This is a genomic window from Curtobacterium sp. PhB130, from assembly GCF_003755165.1.
Classification (GTDB): domain Bacteria; phylum Actinomycetota; class Actinomycetes; order Actinomycetales; family Microbacteriaceae; genus Curtobacterium.
On the sequence record NZ_RKII01000007.1, the window covers coordinates 110291 to 128319 of the forward strand.

24 protein-coding genes are annotated in these 18029 nt (G+C 71.9%); 8 read left to right on the forward strand and 16 right to left on the reverse strand.

Annotation, left to right across the window (positions count from 1 at the left end; genetic code table 11):
• Positions 1 to 9: 9 nt before the first annotated feature.
• The 6 genes from EDF24_RS06360 to EDF24_RS06385 form a co-directional block, all read right to left on the reverse strand.
• Positions 10 to 315, reverse strand: a complete 306-nt coding sequence (locus tag EDF24_RS06360; protein ID WP_123701639.1) for a putative quinol monooxygenase — start codon at positions 313 to 315, stop codon at positions 10 to 12.
• 28 nt (positions 316 to 343) lie between these two features.
• Positions 344 to 1228: a biotin-dependent carboxyltransferase family protein gene (locus EDF24_RS06365; protein ID WP_123701641.1), complete on the reverse strand. Its 885-nt coding sequence runs from the start codon at positions 1226 to 1228 to the stop codon at positions 344 to 346.
• Entirely contained in the window at positions 1225 to 1851 is a 627-nt protein-coding gene (locus EDF24_RS06370; RefSeq protein WP_123655870.1) for an allophanate hydrolase subunit 1, read from the reverse strand. The genes EDF24_RS06365 and EDF24_RS06370 overlap by 4 nt, the downstream gene beginning before the upstream one ends.
• Complete coding sequence (locus tag EDF24_RS06375) at positions 1848 to 2609, reverse strand: LamB/YcsF family protein (RefSeq protein ID WP_123701643.1); 762 nt, start codon at positions 2607 to 2609, stop codon at positions 1848 to 1850. The genes EDF24_RS06370 and EDF24_RS06375 overlap by 4 nt, the downstream gene beginning before the upstream one ends.
• Positions 2610 to 2842: 233 nt before the next feature.
• Positions 2843 to 3184 (reverse strand): transcription initiation protein, encoded by a 342-nt coding sequence (locus EDF24_RS06380; protein ID WP_123701645.1) that lies wholly within the window; start codon positions 3182 to 3184, stop codon positions 2843 to 2845.
• A 9-nt stretch (positions 3185 to 3193) separates the two neighbouring features.
• Positions 3194 to 3658: a hypothetical protein gene (locus EDF24_RS06385; RefSeq protein ID WP_132048263.1), complete on the reverse strand. Its 465-nt coding sequence runs from the start codon at positions 3656 to 3658 to the stop codon at positions 3194 to 3196.
• A gap of 161 nt (positions 3659 to 3819) precedes the next feature.
• Between EDF24_RS06385 and EDF24_RS19095 the strand changes: the two genes are divergently transcribed.
• Positions 3820 to 3984 carry a hypothetical protein gene (locus EDF24_RS19095; protein WP_185021583.1) on the forward strand — a complete coding sequence of 55 codons (165 nt, stop codon included), beginning with the start codon at positions 3820 to 3822 and terminating at the stop codon, positions 3982 to 3984.
• A 2-nt stretch (positions 3985 to 3986) separates the two neighbouring features.
• On the opposite strand, the gene EDF24_RS06390 is transcribed toward EDF24_RS19095, so the two are convergent.
• Positions 3987 to 4445, reverse strand: coding sequence for a MarR family winged helix-turn-helix transcriptional regulator (locus tag EDF24_RS06390; RefSeq protein ID WP_123701649.1), 459 nt, complete (start codon positions 4443 to 4445; stop codon positions 3987 to 3989).
• A 61-nt stretch (positions 4446 to 4506) separates the two neighbouring features.
• Between EDF24_RS06390 and EDF24_RS06395 the strand changes: the two genes are divergently transcribed.
• Positions 4507 to 5142 (forward strand): MBL fold metallo-hydrolase, encoded by a 636-nt coding sequence (locus EDF24_RS06395; RefSeq protein WP_123701651.1) that lies wholly within the window; start codon positions 4507 to 4509, stop codon positions 5140 to 5142.
• Between the two features lie 63 nt (positions 5143 to 5205).
• Here EDF24_RS06395 and EDF24_RS06400 read toward each other — a convergent pair whose 3' ends face one another.
• Positions 5206 to 5856 carry a VOC family protein gene (locus EDF24_RS06400; protein ID WP_123701653.1) on the reverse strand — a complete coding sequence of 217 codons (651 nt, stop codon included), beginning with the start codon at positions 5854 to 5856 and terminating at the stop codon, positions 5206 to 5208.
• Between the two features lie 186 nt (positions 5857 to 6042).
• Between EDF24_RS06400 and EDF24_RS06405 the strand changes: the two genes are divergently transcribed.
• Positions 6043 to 6375 carry a hypothetical protein gene (locus EDF24_RS06405; protein ID WP_123655863.1) on the forward strand — a complete coding sequence of 111 codons (333 nt, stop codon included), beginning with the start codon at positions 6043 to 6045 and terminating at the stop codon, positions 6373 to 6375.
• Positions 6376 to 6444: 69 nt separating this feature from the next.
• Here the strand turns inward: EDF24_RS06405 and EDF24_RS06410 are convergent, their stop codons facing one another.
• Together EDF24_RS06410 and EDF24_RS06415 are read right to left on the reverse strand one after the other, a co-directional pair.
• Complete coding sequence (locus EDF24_RS06410) at positions 6445 to 6789, reverse strand: YciI family protein (RefSeq protein ID WP_123655862.1); 345 nt, start codon at positions 6787 to 6789, stop codon at positions 6445 to 6447.
• 154 nt (positions 6790 to 6943) lie between these two features.
• Entirely contained in the window at positions 6944 to 8419 is a 1476-nt protein-coding gene (locus tag EDF24_RS06415) for an MFS transporter (protein ID WP_123655861.1), read from the reverse strand.
• Positions 8420 to 8525: 106 nt separating this feature from the next.
• Between EDF24_RS06415 and EDF24_RS06420 the strand changes: the two genes are divergently transcribed.
• The gene (locus EDF24_RS06420; RefSeq protein WP_148070818.1) at positions 8526 to 9101 is read left to right on the forward strand and encodes a TetR/AcrR family transcriptional regulator; all 576 of its coding nucleotides are present in this window, start codon (positions 8526 to 8528) and stop codon (positions 9099 to 9101) included.
• A gap of 267 nt (positions 9102 to 9368) precedes the next feature.
• Here EDF24_RS06420 and EDF24_RS06425 read toward each other — a convergent pair whose 3' ends face one another.
• Complete coding sequence (locus EDF24_RS06425; protein WP_123701655.1) at positions 9369 to 10559, reverse strand: MFS transporter; 1191 nt, start codon at positions 10557 to 10559, stop codon at positions 9369 to 9371.
• A gap of 53 nt (positions 10560 to 10612) precedes the next feature.
• Here EDF24_RS06425 and EDF24_RS06430 point away from each other — a divergent pair, with 53 nt between their 5' ends.
• The 3 genes from EDF24_RS06430 to EDF24_RS06440 all read left to right on the forward strand — a co-directional run bounded on the left by EDF24_RS06430 (position 10613) and on the right by EDF24_RS06440 (position 13184).
• Complete coding sequence (locus EDF24_RS06430) at positions 10613 to 11299, forward strand: GAF and ANTAR domain-containing protein (RefSeq protein WP_123701657.1); 687 nt, start codon at positions 10613 to 10615, stop codon at positions 11297 to 11299.
• Between the two features lie 10 nt (positions 11300 to 11309).
• Positions 11310 to 12023, forward strand: a complete 714-nt coding sequence (locus EDF24_RS06435) for a GAF and ANTAR domain-containing protein (RefSeq protein ID WP_123701659.1) — start codon at positions 11310 to 11312, stop codon at positions 12021 to 12023.
• Between the two features lie 93 nt (positions 12024 to 12116).
• On the forward strand, positions 12117 to 13184 hold the full coding sequence (locus tag EDF24_RS06440; RefSeq protein ID WP_123701661.1) for an acyl-CoA desaturase: 1068 nt from the start codon (positions 12117 to 12119) through the stop codon (positions 13182 to 13184).
• A 16-nt stretch (positions 13185 to 13200) separates the two neighbouring features.
• On the opposite strand, the gene EDF24_RS06445 is transcribed toward EDF24_RS06440, so the two are convergent.
• Positions 13201 to 14268: a zinc-binding alcohol dehydrogenase family protein gene (locus tag EDF24_RS06445; RefSeq protein WP_123701663.1), complete on the reverse strand. Its 1068-nt coding sequence runs from the start codon at positions 14266 to 14268 to the stop codon at positions 13201 to 13203.
• Positions 14265 to 15347, reverse strand: a complete 1083-nt coding sequence (locus EDF24_RS06450) for a saccharopine dehydrogenase NADP-binding domain-containing protein (protein WP_123701666.1) — start codon at positions 15345 to 15347, stop codon at positions 14265 to 14267. The genes EDF24_RS06445 and EDF24_RS06450 overlap by 4 nt, the downstream gene beginning before the upstream one ends.
• A gap of 97 nt (positions 15348 to 15444) precedes the next feature.
• Between EDF24_RS06450 and EDF24_RS06455 the strand changes: the two genes are divergently transcribed.
• Positions 15445 to 16047, forward strand: coding sequence for a TetR/AcrR family transcriptional regulator (locus EDF24_RS06455; protein WP_123702563.1), 603 nt, complete (start codon positions 15445 to 15447; stop codon positions 16045 to 16047).
• Positions 16048 to 16089: 42 nt separating this feature from the next.
• Here the strand turns inward: EDF24_RS06455 and EDF24_RS06460 are convergent, their stop codons facing one another.
• The 3 genes from EDF24_RS06460 to EDF24_RS06470 all read right to left on the reverse strand — a co-directional run bounded on the left by EDF24_RS06460 (position 16090) and on the right by EDF24_RS06470 (position 17932).
• Positions 16090 to 16839 carry a hypothetical protein gene (locus tag EDF24_RS06460; protein ID WP_123655853.1) on the reverse strand — a complete coding sequence of 250 codons (750 nt, stop codon included), beginning with the start codon at positions 16837 to 16839 and terminating at the stop codon, positions 16090 to 16092.
• On the reverse strand, positions 16829 to 17368 hold the full coding sequence (locus EDF24_RS06465) for an RNA polymerase sigma factor (RefSeq protein WP_243698266.1): 540 nt from the start codon (positions 17366 to 17368) through the stop codon (positions 16829 to 16831). Before EDF24_RS06465 ends, EDF24_RS06460 begins: the two co-directional genes overlap by 11 nt.
• An 84-nt stretch (positions 17369 to 17452) precedes the next feature.
• Positions 17453 to 17932 (reverse strand): RimK/LysX family protein, encoded by a 480-nt coding sequence (locus tag EDF24_RS06470; protein ID WP_123655852.1) that lies wholly within the window; start codon positions 17930 to 17932, stop codon positions 17453 to 17455.
• Between the last annotated feature and the right edge of the window lie 97 nt (positions 17933 to 18029).

Here is an 18029-nt window from a genome sequence, read left to right on the forward strand (position 1 = left end):
CCCGCTTCGTCAGGGGAGCGTGATCTTCCGCTCGAAGGTGCGCGTCACGGGTGGCTCGGCGAGGATCGCCGCAAGTGCCTCGGCGCGGCCTTCGGGCGTCGCCCGCCACGCGACGTAGGCGTCGTGCGCGTCGGTCGAGGTCCAGACCTCGAGGACCACGAGCCGGTTCAGGTCGGCATCGTCGATCAGGACCTCGAGTGACTCGTTGCCCGGGAAGGCAGCGGTCTGCGCGAGCGTCTCGCGGATGGCTGACTCGACGCTCTCGGCGGAGAGGTCGTCGCGGAGCCGGACCTCGAGGAACACGGTCGTCGTCATGGGAGCACCTTTCTCAGTGGGTGATGTCTCAGTGGGTGATGCGGAAACGGAACACGTCGCCCGGGCGGAGCTGGGCGGCGCGGTCGACGGACTCGGGGGTGAGGACCGCGACGACGGGGTAGCCGCCGGTCACCGGGTGGTCGGCGAGGAACAGCACGGGGTAGCCGTCCGGCGGGACCTGCAGGGAGCCGGTCTCGACGCCCTCGCTCGGGAGCTCGTGCGTGACGGCTCGGACGAGCGGCGTCGCAGCCGCGGTGCGCACGCCGACGCGGTCGCTGTCGGCGCTCACGTGGTGGTCCTGGCCGGTGAGGGTCTCGCGCCACTCCGGGGTGAACCAGTCGTCGCGGGGACCCGGCGTGACGTCGAGGACGACGGGCTCCCACGGCCACGGCTCGAGCGGTGGCGGGACCGCGTCGACGATCGGCCACGCGTCGGCTGCGGTGCCGACCGGGAGCACGTCGCCGGCCGTGAGGGGAGCCGGGCCGAGCTGTGCGAGGGAGTCCCACGAGCGGCTGCCGAGCACCGGGTCGACATCGAACCCACCGCGGACGGCCAGGTAGGCGCGGAGCCCCGTCGGTGGGATGCCGATGTTGAGGGTGTCACCGGGCTCCAGTGCGATGACCTCGTACGCGGCGCAACCGCGGACCCGACCGTCCGCGTGCTCGACCTCGACCGGGCACTCGGCCCCGGTGACCGCGGCGACCACGTGCGCGTCGGAACGGAGTGCGACGGAGCCGAGCACGGCCTCCAGGACGGCTGCTTCCGGACGGTTGCCGACCATGCGGTTGGCGAGCGCGGCGGATGCCCGGTCGGCTGGGCCGGCCGCGCCCAGGCCCATGTCGCTGTACCCGGGCCGCCCGAGGTCCTGCGTCGTGGCGCCGAAGCCGACCTGCACGACGGTGAGGGCGCTCATGCGCCGGCCTCGACGAACCGGATCCGGGTGCCGGCCGGAGCCAGCGCGGGCGGGGTCTGGTCGAGCGACCACATCGGGACGTCGGTGCGGCCGATCAGTTGCCAGCCGCCGGGGGAGGTCCGCGGGTAGACGGCGCTGAACTCGCCGGCCAGTGCGACGGCGCCGCTCGGGACGGCCGTGCGCGAGGTGGCGCGGCGAGGGAGGTCGAGCGACGGCTCGGTGCCGGTCAGGTAGCTGAAGCCGGGGGCGAAGCCGCAGAACGCGCTCGTCCAGACCTGGCCCGTGTGCCAGGCGACGAGCTCCTGACGGGACATGCCGGTGACGGACACGACGTCGTCGAGGTCGTCGCCGTCGTAGGTGACGGGGATGACGATCGGGTCGGCGGCGGCCTGGACGTCGGCGGCGGGAAGCGGCGCGACCGTGGCGAGCGCTGCGCGGAGGTGACCGGCGTCCGTGCGGGACGGATCGAAGCGGAACAGCAGGGTCCGGGCGCCGGAGACGACATCGGCCACGCCGGGCAGCCCGTCGGTGGGCAGGCCGGCGCGGAACGCCACGACCGACTCGAGCGAGTCGAACGTGGCGAGGAGCGCGGTGCCGCCGGCCGTCCGGACGTCGGGGGTCATGACGAGAACGGCGCGATCGTGATGCCCTGCGCGGTCAGCAGCGTGCAGATCGCCTGCGCCATCGCGACCGCGGACGGGGAGTCGCCGTGCACGCAGACCGAGTCGGCCCGGACCTGGACCTCGGAGCCGTCGACGGCGGTCGCGACGCCATCGGTGACCATGCGCAGCACCCGGGCGGCGACCTGATCGGGGTCGTGCAGGACGGATCCCGGACGGCTGCGGGCGACGAGGGACCCGTCGGGTTCGTAGGCGCGGTCGGCGAAGGCCTCGCTGACGGCGCGGAGCCCGTGGCGCTCGGCGGCGAGCAGGAGTTCGGAACCCGGCAGTGCGAGCACCGCCAGGGTCGGGTCGACGTCGGCGACGGCCCGCGTGACGGCTTCGGCCTGGACGGGGTCGGCGCACGCGGTGTTGTAGAGCGCACCGTGCGGCTTGACGTACGTGATGCGCGTACCGGCGACGTGCGCGGTCGCGAGCATCGCGCCGAGCTGGTGGACGACGTCGGCGTGCAGCTCGTCGGGGGTGACGGACACCGGGCGGCGGCCGAAGCCGGCGAGGTCACGGTAGGCGACGTGTGCTCCGACGGCGACACCCCGCTCGGCCGCGGCGCGGCTCGTCGCGAGCATGATCGTCGGATCGCCGGCGTGGAAGCCGCAGGCGATGTTCGCGCTGGAGACGACGTCGAGCATCGCGGTGTCGTCGCCCATGGTCCAGGCGCCGTAGCCCTCGCCGAGGTCGCTGTTGAGGTCGATCGTCGTCACGAGGACTCCTGTCGTCGCCGGGTTGTTCCGCGACCCGTCGCCGGGTTGTTCCGCCACCCGTCGCCGGGCGCCGCGACCCGTCGCCGGGTTGTTCAACAATCTAGCGGCCGATCCTGCCGTTCAGGAAGTCCTCCGAGGCAGTCCGCTGACCATCGCGGCGAAGGCAACGGGCGTGGACGCGGTGCGCAGGATCGGCTCGGACGAGGCGTGCACGGTACGCGGGGCGACGGCGGTCAGCTCTCGGGGTCGTCCTGGAACGCCCGGACCTCCTGCGCGCACCGGCACGCTGCGGCGATCTTCGCTGCCCACGCCACGGCGTCCTCACGGGTGGGCAGCTCGAGCACGGTGTACCCGCCCTCGATCCGGGCCGTCTGCGGGTACGTGCCGGGGGTCACGCCGCCGTCCGCATCCACCATCACGGGTGGGACGTCCTCGTCGACGCCGCCGCCGAACACCCAGACGCCGGCGGCCTTCGCGTCCCGCACGACGGCGTGCGAGGCATCGGCGACTGCCTGCAGGTCGTCCGCCGGGAAGACCATGGCACCACTCGGGAAGGAGATCAGGTACTTCGTCATGCGCCTCGTCTACACCGCTCGGGCACCGGCCCACTGGCGGACGCGCAGCAGTCCCGCGCGGCGCCAGCGCCAGTACGGCGCGAACTTCGTCCCGTCGTCGACGTAGGCCGGGCGGAAGACCCAGAGTGCAGTCCGTCGTTCGCGGCCGTCGGGGCTCCGCCACTCGACCGTGCAGTCGTCGAGCACGGTGGTGATCGCGTCCCTCGGGATCGTCGTCGAGGCGAAGAAGCCGGTGTACCGGAGTTCGTCGGTGTCCAGGACGACCGCCACGCGGAGGGCGCGGACGGTGAGGGTGATCCCCGCGACGGCGAACAGTGCGCCGAGGACCACGCAGAAGACGCGAGCGCTCGATCCCGGCACCAGGAAGATCAGCGGCGAACTCAACCCCATCAGTGCGAGCACCGCGCCCATCACGAGGTTCGCGATCCGCTCCCACCGGGAGGCGCGGAGCACCTCGACCGCGGCGTGCTGCATGGTCCGGAGCGTACGCGTTGCCGTTTCGCGGAAGCAGTTCGACATCGCTGTTGTCGAACGACAGGCGCGGTGTCGTTTCACGTCCGCGGCCCACCTCCGCGACAGCGGCCCACCTCCGCGACCGCGGTCCCACGCACCCGACGCGTGTGCTTCACTGAGCCATGATCAGCGCACTGGTCCTCGCGTCGTGTGCGACCGCGAACACGGACTGCGAGGACACGATGTCCACCGACGGGACCGGGATGTTCGTCGTCATCGTGGTGGTCGTCGCGGTCGTCGTCCTGTTCGGGGTCCTGGTCATGGGGAAGGGCCGCGGGCGCCGCTGACGTCAGACCGAGCGCTCCTGGCTGTCGTGCTCCAGCGCCACCGTCAGTTTGTCGAGCACCCCCGCCGCACGCGCGAGCACCGCACGCTCCTCGGGCGTGAGCGCGGACTCCGCCGCGGTGAGGATGCGGGTCGAGCGCCGCGTGCGCGACTCGTCGATCATCGCCCGCCCGGCATCCGTGAGCGACACGAGGACCCCGCGCGCGTCGGCCGGGTCGGGGGAGCGTCGGACGAGCCCCTGCGCTTCGAGGTCCCCGACCGTCACCCGCATGCTCTGGTGCCGCACCCGCCGCAGCCGGGCGAGCGCCGCGATGCTGAACGCCCCGTCGCGCGCGAGGAACCCCAGCACCTCGATCTGCCCCTCGGGTGTCGTCTCGGAGCGCCGGATCGCGCGGATGGTCTCGCCGATGGCGCGCCGGAGCTCGTTGGCGTCGTCGAGGTCGAACGTCCGGGATCGGTCCACACGAGGAACTGTACAGGTTCACTGTAGTGATTTGTACAGTGCGGCTGTATGGTTTGGAGTCATGGAACTCACGAAGTACACCCACGCAACCGTCGTGCTCAGCAAGGACGACACCTCGCTCGTGATCGACCCGGGTGCGTACACGCCGAACTCCGCCGACCTTGTGGCCGGCACGACCGCGGTCCTCGTCACCCACGACCACCCCGACCACTTCGACGCGTCGATCCTCACGGCGGCGCTCGACGCCCAGCCCGAGCTCCGCGTCTGGGCGCCGGCGAGCGTCGCCGCCGAGCTCGGTGGCCACGACGGACGTGTCACCACGGTCGCGCCCGGTGACACCTTCGAGGCCGCTGGCTTCGCCGTGCAGGTCGTCGGCGGCGACCACGCCGTCATCCACGCCGACATCCCGCTGATGAGCAACGTCGGCTACGTCGTCGACGGTGCCGTCTACCACCCGGGCGACTCCTACTTCGTGCCCGACGTCGCCGTCGAGACGCTGCTCGCGCCGACCTCCGGCCCGTGGGCGAAGCTCGGCGAGCTGGTCGACTTCGTGCGCGCCGTGCACCCGACCCGTGCAGTGCAGATCCACGACCTCATGCTCAGCGACGCGGGGCGCGGCTCCTTCGCCCAGTTCACCGGGCAGCTCACCGGCACTGAGCTGGTGACGCTGGCCGACGGCGAGTCGGTCACGGTCTGAGACCTGACCACATGACGGGAGGCTCGGTGCCAGCTGGCACCGAGCCTCTCGTTCGTCCGGTGGTCACCGGAGCAGCTTGTCGGGCCCCAACCGCACCGGGGTACCGACGCCGCCGTCGACCGTGACCGCGGTGTCGGCCGCGATCCGGTCGGTCGTCGGCAGCCACGGCCGGCCGGGCGCGACGAGGACCAGCAGCCCGTGGACGTCCCCGACCGCAGCGAAGGACGGCGACGGCGGCGCCGCGTACGGGGCGACCCCGACCTGCCCCAGTTCGGCGACCGTCGCCAGCACGTCCGCGGTCACCACCCCGACCTCGCTGACACCGACGATGCTCGCGGCGCTGAAGGGCCCGTCGTGGCCCGGTGCGATGTCCCGGCGCTCGATGCACTCCAGGACCTGTCCGTCGGGCCCGTCGAAGTACACGGACCGCGAGTTCCATCCAGCCGGTCCCTCGAACTCCCGGACGCCGTCACGGGTCAGCACCGTCGCACGCTCACCGATCCAGTGGTCCGCGGCGTCGAAGGTGCCGGTGGGGATCGTGAACGCCAGGTGGTGCGTGCCGTCGAACTCCGCGGCCTCGTGGACGACCTCGGTGTGCCCGAGGCGGACCCGGACTGCCGAGGCATCCCGCGTGAGCGGGACGCCGAGCGGTTCCCAGAACGCGGCGACGGCGTCGAGGGAGCGGGCGGGGAGCGTGACTGTGGCGATGCGCATGCAGGGAGTCAACGACCTCAACCGAGGTTGTGGTCAAGGGCAGACCGATCCGTCATGCGCACCCCCGGCGGACATCGCGTGGCTGCGACGTATCCTGGCTGTGGAAGCAACGAGGGTTCCGGCAGGGTCCTGCGCGTGGTCTCACCTCCCGGTGTCAGGACGTGGACCGCTATTCATGAGCGCAGCATGGCCGAACACATCATCGAGTACGTCGCCCGAGACCGAACGGGCATCACCGCCGTCATCACCGAGACCGGCGTCGTCGACGTCGACACCGTGATCCGCAACATCCACTCTGGGCACTCGGGCTACTTCGTGCGTGCGGGGGACTGGCGACGCGCTCCGGTCCGGAGTCTCTCGGTCCTCGGCAGCGCCTACCTCTTCGCGAACTGGGACGGCTCGAAGCGGAACAACCTGCACGACGTGGCGTTCCCCGCGCCGCCGCGCGAGTTCCGACCCGTGCGGCAGCGTCGACGGTTCGGCTTCCTGAACGCGTTGCTCGGCCTGTCCGCGCGGTAGCAGCCCGACAGCAGCCCGGTAGCCGCCCGACAGCCGCCCGGGAGCCGCCCGCGCGGATGCCGAACGTCGTCAGAGCAGCTGGCGGAGCTCGACCTTGCGGTTGCACGCGGCCGATGCCTCGGTGGCGATCGACCGAGCGGTGTCGACGTCGGGCAGGTCGAGCAGCCAGAACCCGGCGACGTACTCGTCGGCGTCGATGAGCGGCCCCTCGGTGACGATCGGGGCGTCACCGCGGCTGTCGATCACGACGCTCTCGGCCGGCGCGGCGAGACCTCCGGCGAAGCGCCACTGCCCGTCCGCTCGGAGCCGGTCGTTGAAGGTCTGGACGGCCGCTTCCTCGGCCGCGGAGGCCGAGTCGGTCCTGCGGGAGGCCGAGGCCTGGCCGTCGTCGATCACGGACACGAGGAACTGCATGGCGCACCATCTCCTGGGTTCGGTGCCGCCCATCGTGCTCCTCCGGACGCCGTCTCGCCGAACCTGCCGACGTCCGTGGACCCGATCATGCACGGAGGCCCGCCCGGCGTCGATGACGCGGGGCGGGCCTCCAGGCTGACGGGTCGGTCGGACCCTACTTCGTGACCTCGTCGAAGTCGGTCACTCCGGACGCGACCGCTGCTGCGCGACGGGCGCGCATCGACGGCGCGACGAGCGCGGCGAGGACCGCCAGGACGGCGACGCCCGTGCAGGCCCAGAAGCCGATCGTGAACGCGTCGTCGGTGGGCAGGCCCTGCGGGGTGCTGTGCGAGGTGATGAGCGCCGCGATGACCGCGGTGCCGACGCTCGAGCCGATGGTCCGGACAACGGTGTTGGCGCTGATGGCCTCACCGGTCTGGTTCGCCGGGACGCTTTCGATGATCGCGTTCGAGCAGGCCGCGAGTGCCATGCCGATGCCGATGCCGGTCAGGATGCCGGAGACGACGACCTGCCACAGCTCGCCGTGGGCGATGGCCGGCAGCAGGAACGCGGCGACGATCGCGACGCCGCCGATGAGCATCGGCGGCTTCGGCCCGACCTTGCGGACGAGGATGCCGGCGATCGGACCCGCGATGATCATCATGATGACGGTCGGCAGCAGGAAGAGCCCGGCCTGGGTGACGTCCTTGCCGAAGCCGTAGCCGACCGCGGTGGGGAGCTGCAGGAGCGTCGGGACGAGCACGAAGGTGCCGAACATCGCGAAACCGAAGACGAGCGCGACGACGTGGGCGGTCCAGACGCCGCGGACCGCGAAGAGCCGCACGTCGATGAGGGGTTCGGCGACACGGAGCTCGACGAACACGAAGGCGATGAGCGCGACGCCGCCGAGGATCAGCAGGCCGATGGTCTTGCCGTCGCCCCAGCCCCAGGTCTCGCCCTCGCTGATCGCGAGGAGGATCGACACGAGCGAGATCGCGAGGACGAACGTCCCGAGCATGTCGAGGCGTCCGGGCTTGCGCACCGGGGACTCGGGCATGCCGAAGATCGCGCCGAGCAGGGCGATGACGACGAGGACGGCGGGGAGCCAGAACAGCCAGTGCCACGACAGGTGCTCGACGATCGGACCGGCGGCGACGATGCCGACACCGGCGCCGATGCCGAAGATCGCGGAGAGCAGGCCGATCGTGACGCTGACCTTCTCCTTCGGGAGTTCGTCGCGGACGATGCCGATGGAGAGCGGCATCACCGCACCGGCGGCGCCCTGGAGCGCGCGGGCGACGATGAGCGTGCCGAGGTTCGGTGCGAGCGCGGCGAGCACGGCCCCGACGAGCAGGATCGAGAGCACGACGATGAGGACCTTGCGCTTGCCGATCATGTCGCCGAGGCGGCCGAGGATCGGGGTCAGCACCGAGGCGGACAGCAGGTAGGCGGTGAGCACCCAGCTCGCGGCGCTCGTGGTGACGCCGAGGTCCTTGCCGATGGTCGACAGGGCCGGGGCCACGAGGGACTGCAGGACCGCGAACGACAGGCCACCCAGGGACAGGTAGACGATGATCGCCGTGCTGTTCGGACGGCGACCGTCGGTCGTCGGGTGGGAACCCGTGCGGGGGTTCTCCGTGGTGGTGGTCATCGTGCTCCGCTTCGATGTAAACAGTTGCTGACTTGACGAGGGTACGCGGTTCCGGCGCGATGTCAACACTTGCTTACATCGAGGAGCGAGCCGGTACGCTTCGGCCATGAGCAAGGACGCCGAGGCCACACGCATGCTCCTCGTGCAGGCCGCCAGGCGACGCTTCGCCTTCGACGGGTACCGGGCGACCACCGTGCGCGACATCGCCGCGGACGCCGGGGTCAACGTGGCCCTGATCAACCGGTACTTCGTGTCGAAGGAGGGGTTGTTCCGCGCGTGCCTCGACCGGGTGGTGCAGGATCTCGGTGCCGAGGAGTCGTCCGCGCCCCGTGCCGTCGGGCTCGACCGGGCGCTCGGCGACCTGATCGGGCACATCGTGCGGTCGCCCTCCGACGAGGACTCGATGCAGCTCATGCTGCTCGTGCGGTCCTCGGGGGACGATGGTGCGGACGCGATCCGCCGCGAGACGCTCCGCCGCTACGCAGAACGGCTCGCGACCGTGGTCGGCGGATCGGTCACCGACGAACTCCTGCTCCGCGCCGAGATCGCGCTGTCCGTGGTGCTCGGGATGACGATGCTGCGGACCTCGACCCGGGTGGAGCCGCTGGCCACGGCGTCGGAGGACGAGATCGCCCGGCCGCTCGACGACGCACTGCGCGCGCTGCTCACGGGTCGCAGCTGACGGAGCGCGTGGCGGTCCCGCGCGTCGGGGGTCCCGCGCGTAGGAGGTCGAATCGCGCGTAGGCGGTCCCGCGCGTAGGGGGTCGAATCGCGCGTGGGCAGTCGAATCGCGCGTAGGAGGTCGTTCCTTTCGACCTCCTACGCGCGTTTCGCCTTTCCCGTCGGCGCGCGATGGGAAGGAACGCGCGTGGGTGCCGGACGGGAGGCTCGGGCCGGGCTGGTGCCGAGCCTCCAGGCCGGTGGGTGGGGACGTCCAGAGCAGGCGGGGTCAGGCGGTGAAGCGGCGCGCGGCCGTCAGGCCGATGAGCGAGACGACGGCGACGACGAGGGCGAAGGCGACCCCGGCGGCGACGAGCCCGATCCCCGCGGCGAGGAGACCAGCGCCGATTGCCGGGATCGAGATCGAGAGGTAGGCGAGGACGAAGTAGGACGTCGTCGCCTCGGTCCGGCGCGACGGGTCGGTCGCACCGGTGATCGCACGGAGCCCGGTCATGAACAGCAGCCCCTGGCCGATCCCGGCGAGGATCGAGGACCCGACGAGGAGCGCCAGCGACGTGGCGAGGAGCGACCAGACCAGCACGCCCATGCCCGCTGCCAGGGCGAGCGCGCCGATCACGATCAGGGTGCGGTCGGCGAGGCCCCGCAGCACGATCTGCGCCGCGGCCGATGCCCCGAACAGCGCGAACACGACCACCCCGACCACGAACGGCGATTCGACGCCGAGGACCTTGCCCATGAAGTTCGGCGCGACCGAGGAGTACAGGCCGCACACTGCGAACCCGACCACCGCGCCGACTGCCGACGCGGCGAAGACCCCGCGGCTCTCCGGCGGGATGCCCGGCAACTGCAGCCGGATGCGGGAGCGGTCCGGCGTCACGGAGTCCCGCACGGCGAGCAGCGCGACGCCCGCGATGACGAGGAGCACGGCGTGCACGACGTACGGCGCACGGAGGGGCCACGGCGTCACCGTCGCGACCGCACCCGCGAGCAGCATGCCGAGGCCGAGCCCGCCGATGTTCGCCGCGGTGGCCAGCGCGCTCGCGAGGCCCCTGCGCTGCTCGGGGGCGTTCTCGAGCACGGCGACGGTGCCGGTCGCGGTGAAGATGCCCGCGGACAGTCCGGACAGGACCCGCGCGACGAAGAGCATCCACTCCGCGGTCCCGATCGCGAACACCACGGCCGACGCCAGCGAGAACACGATGCCGGCGAAGAGCATCGGACGGCGACCGACCGCGTCGGACAGGCGCCCGCCGAGGACGAGCGCGAGGATCACACCCCCGGCGTAGACCGCGAACAGCACGGTGGTGGTGGTGCTGCCGAAGCCGAAGCGGGATTCGTACGTCGGGTAGAGCGGCGTCGGGATGGTGGTCCCGATCATCACGACGGCGAACACGTACGTCGCGGCGACGAGGGACCAGCCGGTGGCGGGGCGGGTCGCGGTCGCGGTTCCGGCGCTCATGCCGACCACGGTAGTCGCGCGTAGCCTGAGGGCGACGGACGGAGGAACACGTCATGAGCGAGTTCACCGCCGCCGCGAGCGCCATGCAGGCGGCCCCCGACGGAGCCGACCTGTGTCCACCGTTCCTCGCCGTCTTCGACGTGTCCGGCGTCGGCGTCTCGACCCTCGGCGTCCCCCTCGGCTCGAGCACCGTCTGCGCGAGCGACGTCGTCGCGGAACGCGTGGACGAGATCCAGCTCGACCTCGGTGAGGGGCCCTGCTGGGAAGCCCTCACCATCGGCCGCCCGGTGCTCGAGCCCGACCTGGCCGCGACTCCGACCACGCGGTGGCCGGCAGCGCTCGACGAGTTCCTGCGTGCCGGGGTCGGGGCCGTGTTCTCGTTCCCGATGCGCGTGGGCACGATCCCCGTCGGCGCCGTCGACCTCTCCGTGGATCGTGGCCACGTGCTCACCGTGGATCAGGTCCGCGGCGCGGTCGCCCTGACCGAGATCGCGGCCCGCCGGGTCCTCCGCGACGCGATCCTCGCCGCAGCGGCAGACGGACGAGCCGACATGGGGGCCGGACGGTACTCGCGGCGCGAGGTCCACCAGGCGACCGGGATGGTCGCCGCCCAGCTCGACCTCGGTGTCGCGGACGCGCTGCTGGTCTTGCAAGCACACGCCTTCGCGACCGAACGGACCCTCCGTGACGTCGCAGCCGACGTCATCGATCGGCGCATCGACCTCGGGTCCGAGCACTAGGGAGCACACCATGGCAGCGACACGCGAGCACCGCCTCGTCGAGACCTTCGTGGCGCTCACCGACACACTGGTCGACGACTACGACGTCCTCGACCTGCTGCAGCACCTCGTCGAGACCGCCGTCGACCTCTTCGACGCGTCCGCGGCCGGCATCCTCCTGGTCAACAAGGAGCAGGAACTCGAGGTGCTCGCGTCGACGAGCGAACGGTCGAGCTTCGTCGGACTCCTGCAGCTGAACGCGGGCGAGGGCCCCTGTGTGGAGTGCTTCGCCACCGGGCACGCCGTCTCGGTGCGGAACCCGGAGGAGATGCGGCGACGCTGGCCGACGTTCGCGAAGGCGTCCGAGGAGTCCGGGTACGCATCGGTACACGCGATCCCGATGCGGCTGCGCGAGACCACGCTCGGGTCGCTCAACCTGTTCCGCGAGACCGAGGGGGCGCTGAACCCGGAGGACGCCCTCGCCGCGCAGGCACTCACCGACGTCGCGACGATCAGCATCCTGCAGCAGCGGACCCTGCAGCACGCGACCCTGGCGCAGGAGCAACTCCAGCGGGCGCTGGACAGCCGGGTCCTCATCGAGCAGGCGAAGGGCTTCGTGTCGCACACGCACCAGGTGGACATGGAGGACGCCTTCGCCATGATCCGGCAGTACGCCCGGGCGAACCGGGAGCCCCTGGTCGACGTGGCCCGTGCGGTGATCGAACGGCGACTCGAGCTGTCCTGACCACACCGTGGTCTCCAGGATGGCGGCGTACCGTGAGCCGGGAGTGACCCTGGACCCCGGTCACGGCAACGCCGCCGATCCGGGAGGAACACCATGAGCGGGTACATCACGACCGGGCCCCGCGCCGGCAGTTCCGGGACGTCGAGCTACTCGGCGCTCCTCGCACGGATCAAGGCGGAAGGGCTCCTCCGACGCCGGACCGGCTGGTACTGGGGGCTCATCGGCGTCCTGACCGGGCTGCTCGTGCTCGCGGGAACGGCGTTCGCGGTGCTCGGCGACGCATGGTGGCAGCTCATCGTCGCGGCCGTGCTCGGGCTGGTCTTCACGCAGTTCGCCTTCCTCGCGCACGAGGCGGCGCACCGGCAGGTCTTCGCCTCGCACCACTGGAACGACCGGGCCGCTCGGTACGTCGGCACCTTCCTGACCGGCGTCAGCTACGCGTGGTGGACGAACAAGCACACCCGGCACCACGCGAACCCGAACACCGTCGGCAAGGACCCGGACATCTCGTTCGACGCGATCTCCTTCCGCCCCGAGGACGCCGCCAGTCGCACCGGCTTCCTCCGCGTGCTCGTGCGCGTGCAGGGGTACGCGTTCTTCCCGATGCTGCTGGTCGAGGGTGCGAACCTGCACTGGCAGTCGATCCGCACCTACACGAGCGGCAAGGGCGTCAAGCGGCGCTGGGCCGAGGGCTCGGTGTTCTTCGCACGCTTCGTGCTCTACCTCGGCGCCGTGTTCTGGTTCCTGCCGCTCGGCATGGCGTTCGCTTTCGTCGGGGTGCAGCTCGCCGTGTTCGGGTTCTGCATGGGGATCGCCTTCGCCCCGAACCACAAGGGCATGCCGATCATCGAGCCGGGGCAGCGGGTGGACTTCTTCTCACGGCAGGTCCTGACGTCCCGGGACATCACCGGCGGCGTCTGGGTCGAGTACTTCATGGGCGGGCTGAACCACCAGGTGGAGCACCACCTCTTCCCGAACATGGCGCGGCCCAACCTCCGGGCGGCACGCGTGATCGTGCGGGAGTACTGCGCCACGCAGGGCGTGCCGTTCACCGAGACGACGATGGTGCGCTCGTACGCGATCGTGGTGCGCTACCTGAACGAGGTCGGGCTCGCGGCGGCGGACCCGTTCGCGTGCCCGATGGTCGAGCGGTACCGCTGAAGCCGACCGCTCCCCGTCACTCGATCCGGACCACCAGCTTCTTCGCGGAGACCCCGCGGCCGAGTTCGTCGAGTGCGCCCGGGATCGCCGCGAGGCCGGTCCCGACCACCGACGCCTCCGGAGCGGCCCGGTAACGCCCCTCGGCCAGGGCTGCCGGCAGGAAGTCGGCGTAGATCGCGGGACCGACCGGGCTCTCGGTGGGACGGCCGCCCCAGATCGCCGACACGCGCACGCCGTGACGCCGGGCGAGGAGCCCCCGCACCGTGGTGACGGGCGTCGGGTAGGCGGAGGCGAGCCGTCCGCTGCCGGATGCTGCGCGGACGACGCCGAGCGTCCGCGTGAGGGAGCCCGCGCCGATCGCGACCGTGCCCGCCAGCCGGCGCCCGGCCAGCGCTGGGACGATCTGCGCGTCGGCACGGGGGTTCCGGTAGTCGAACACCTGCTCCGCGCCGAGGGAGCGCACGAGCTCGTGGTTGTGCGGCGACGCGGTGCCGATCACGGCGAAGCCCGCGGCGTGTGCGAGCTGGACGGCGTTGCACCCGACGCTCGTCGACGCTCCCCAGACGAGGACGACCTCGGCGCGCGAGTCGCGGTCCTGCTGGTCGTCGCCGTCGCCGTCGCCCCTGCCCGGGAGCGGCAGGCCGAGCTGGTCGGGTTCGAAGAGTCCAGCGGCGGCCGTCGACAGGCCGAGCGGCAGGACGGCTGCCTGCTCGAACGCCATGTCTGCCGGCAACGGCGTGCAGAGCTGCTCGAGGAGCAGGACGTGCTGCTGGAAGGCCCCTTCGGCAGCGCTGTTCCGGTGCCGCTCCTGCCCGGCAGCATGGCCGAGCACCCGGTCGCCCACGGCGAAGCGGGTGACCCCGTGGCCGACCTCGACGACGGTCCCGGCGACGTCGGAGCCGAGGACGGCGGGGTACCGCAGCCAGGGGGTCACGACGCGGCGGAAGAGCCCGGTGATCGCGTCGACCGGGTTCACCGCGACGGCGGCAGTGCGCACGACGACCTCGCCGGCTCCGGCGCGGGGGACCGGCGCAGGCCCCACCGTGGGCCGTCCTCGCCGGGTGGTCCAGAGGGCCGCGTTCATGCGTGGACCTGGTCCACGTAGCGTCCGCCGACGGACTCCGCGAGCTCGGGACCGAAGAGCGCCGCCGGGGTCCAGGCGCCCGGCCGGCCCTCGTCGTCCGCGAGTCGCCGGACGACCTCGGCGGCGATCGCCACCGTCGCCTGCTGCGCTTCCGGCAGGGCGAGCCACCCACGGGTCACGGAGCCGTCCGTCCACGTGACCCGCGCGTGCCCCCACGAGTGCGTCCGCGGTGCGGGGCGGTCCGGGAACCGGACCCGAGCGAGCAGCCGACCGGCGAGGCGTCGGACCGGTGCGAACACCAGGATCGAGGTGCCGAGCGGGAGGAGCCCGACCAGCCGTCCCGACGGCGCTTCGCTCGACGCCGCGAGCACGTCCGGCGCCCCGCTGGCACGCTGTGCGGCGACGAGTTCCCCGAGCGGCATCGCGGCGGTGGTGACGACGTCGCCGTCCGGGGTCACGAGTCGCTGGACCATGCCGCCGATGCGGGTCGGGCGCAGCTGCCCGCCCAGGTAGAGGCGACCCTGGAACCGTCCGCCGCCGGGGACTCCGGGGAGCCCCTCGACGATCGTCCCGGCAAGTGCTTCACCGACCTGTCCGGCCTGGAGCGCGAGCGAGGGCACCATGTCGACGCGAACCCGCAGCGGCGCGTCCGATCGCGTCGCGGTGAGGCGCGCCACGACGCTCTCGGTACCCGTGACGCCGAAGCCCGCACCGGTCACCAGGGTGCGACCGGCTGCGACCGCCTCCGCGTTCCGGGAGAGGAGCGCGGGAACGGCCGCCATGTCGTTCGCCAGGTCGACGTAGTCCGCACCGGCGTCGAGGCAGGCGTCCACGACCGGGTCGGCGGTGCCCGCGAACGGCCCGACGGTGTTGAGCACGACGCGCGGGCGGTCGCGGCGGACGGCGGCGGGGACCTCGGCCGACGTCAGGACCATCGCCCGCGCACCCGGCGGGGTCGCGGCCCGCAGGCGCCCGGCGTCCCGCCCGACGAGCACCACGTCGAGCCCCCGCGCCGTGAGCACCTCGCTCACGGCGCGACCGGTCCGGCCCGTGCCGCCGAGGATCCACACTGTCGTCATCGTCGCTCCACTCGTCTTCGGTGATGACACGACGTGTCATCACTTGACCAGGAGTACACCATGACGACACGTCGTGTCATCACTTAGGGTGGAATCCGTGCGATGGAGTCCCGATGCCCGAGGCCGACTGGAACGCGCCGCGTTCGAGCTCTTCGCCGAGCAGGGCTTCGCCGCGACGACCGTGCCGCAGATCACCGAACGCGCCGGCCTGACGACGCGCACCTTCTTCCGGCACTTCGCCGACAAGCGCGAGGTGATCTTCGCGGGGCGGGAGATCCCCGACCTCGCCCGGACCATGCTCGCCGCCGCCCCGGCGGGCCTCGATCCGCTCGACATCGTCGTCCAGGGACTCCGGCAGCTCGCGGAGGAGCGGTTCGAAGGGCGGCGCGACCAGGTGCTGGCACTCCGCCGGGTGATCGCGTCCGACGAGTCGTTGCGCGAGCGGGACGCCCGGAAGCGGGCCGACCTGGCACAGGCCGTGCGTGACGGGTTCGCGGCGCGGGGGAGCAGCCCGACCGAGGCGGCCGTCCTCGCCGAGACGACCGTGATGCTCTTCCACCTGGCGCTCGAGGAGTGGCTGACCGATCCCCGCGGCCGACGGATGGCCGACGTCGTGAGCGACCAGCTCACCGTGGTCCGGTCGGTGCTCGGCGCGACCGCCGACCCGCGAGCAGACGGACCGCCGCCACTGTCCGCGTGACCTGACCGCCCCCGAGGCCGGTCGGGGCAGGCGCACACGTGGTCAGCCCCAGACCTGCTGCTCGACCGCCCGCAGCAGGCCGTCGGTCGGGAAGTTGGTCTGGCTGATGTCCACCCAGGTGGAACCCCTGGCGAAGAACGTCAGTGTGGTGTCCACCGGGTACGGGTCGGCAGGGCGCGTCATCTGGCAGATGCGTCCGTCGTCCCGGTCGGAGCAGGCGTAGCCCTCGTGCGTGAGGTCCGCCTCGTACTCCCTCAGCTCCGCTGCGTCCGCCTGCCCGATCGCGATGTCGAGACCACTGACGTCCGCTCTCGGGTCCATCCAGACGCACCACATGGACGGCGTCGGCCCGATGCGTGCATCGCCCCAGGCGGTGCCTGCGGGGTCACGGAGCGGCGTCGCGTTGAACAGCCGGTCGTAGTCGGACGTCGGCACGAGCGCCCGACAGTCGGTCGGCAGGACACCGTCGGTGTTCGTCGAGGCCGGAGTCGGCGTCACGCTCGGGGAGTTCTCGATCGGCGCCGCAGCCGGCGTGCTCGGAGCCGGCGGCTCGGTCGGCGTCGAACTCGGCGCCGGTGCCGCGGCCTCGAACGGCTGCGGCACGAGCCCGAGCGCCACCGCGCCGCTGCCCACGCCGATGCCGAGCACCGCGATGACGCCGATCACGATGCCGACGTGTCGTCCCCGTCGTCTCGGGAGCGGCCGCTGTCGGTCCACTCGCGTGAGCACCTCGTGCTTCATCGAGACGAGCATGCGCTGCAGGTCGTCTCCCTCGGGAGGTTCAGTGTTCATCGTGCGTCACCGCCTTCTTCAGCCGAGCCCGCGAACGGGACACTCGCTGGGTGACCGCACCGACGCTCAGTCCGAGCATCGTGGCGGCTTCTGAGTAGGAGTGCCCCTCGAGGAGGCAGAGTTCGCAGATCCTGCGGTCGACCGGCGGCAACGCGGCGATCTCGTCGCGGACCCACCGGAGGCGCTCGCGGGCATCGTCAGCCCCGGCTGGCGCTGCGAGTTCCGGAGGGAGTTCGTCGCCGGCGTTCTTCGCGATGCGGCGCGCCTGGTTCCTGGCGTGGTTCCGGCAGACGACGAGCAGCCAGGGCACGAGCGACCCGGTCGCCAGATCGATCGTCGAAGCCCGCTGCCAGAGCGTCAGGAACGTGTCCTGCACGAGCTCTTCCACGTCCTGTTTGCTCCCCGCCAGCGCCCAGGCGTAGCGCGTCAGCGTCGGCGCGAACCGGTCGAACGCCACTGCCAGCGCTCCGGTGTCGCCGAGTGCCATCCGCCGCGCGAGTGCGGCGTCGGCATCGTTGGTCTTGTCCACGGTGCCCCCTCTCACCTCAGAAGTGTCGGGGACGACCGGATCCTGACACCTCGTGATCGACCCGTGACCATCTTGGTGGCGGTGTCAGCTCCGCCCGCGGTTCCGCCGCCGGATCTCCTTCGGCGCCCGCCCGGCGAGGAACGACCGCGCGGGGTCGACGACGAACCCCTGCCGCAGGGCCTCGCGGCCGATGAGCATCCGGAACCCCATCTGGTCGCGGTTGCTCAGCGTCACCTCGGCCTGGACCGTCCGTCCGGCGAGCTCGATCGCGGTGAGCACGACGATCCGCTCCTGCGTGTGGCCCGACGAGCTCCGGATGACCCGGCGGTCGTGGACGTCGCACTCGACGGTCGACGGGTCGGTGTCGGACTCCTGCCAGGGGTGCACAGAGAACCGGACCCGGTCACCGGGGAGCTCCTGCAGGTCGAACGCGTGGAGCGCCGAGGTCCGGGCGCCGGTGTCGAGCTTGACCTTGATCCAGGGGATGTCGAGGTCCGGCAGCGCCGCCCACTCGCGCCACCCCGTCACGATCGGCGTGCGCCTGGCGGTCTTGTCTCCGGACATGCGCCCATCCTGGCAGGCGGCGCAGCGCCGGCGCAGCGCGCGGCGCCCGCGCAGCGCGCGGCGCCCGCGCAGCGCGCGGCGCCCGCGGGATGTCAGG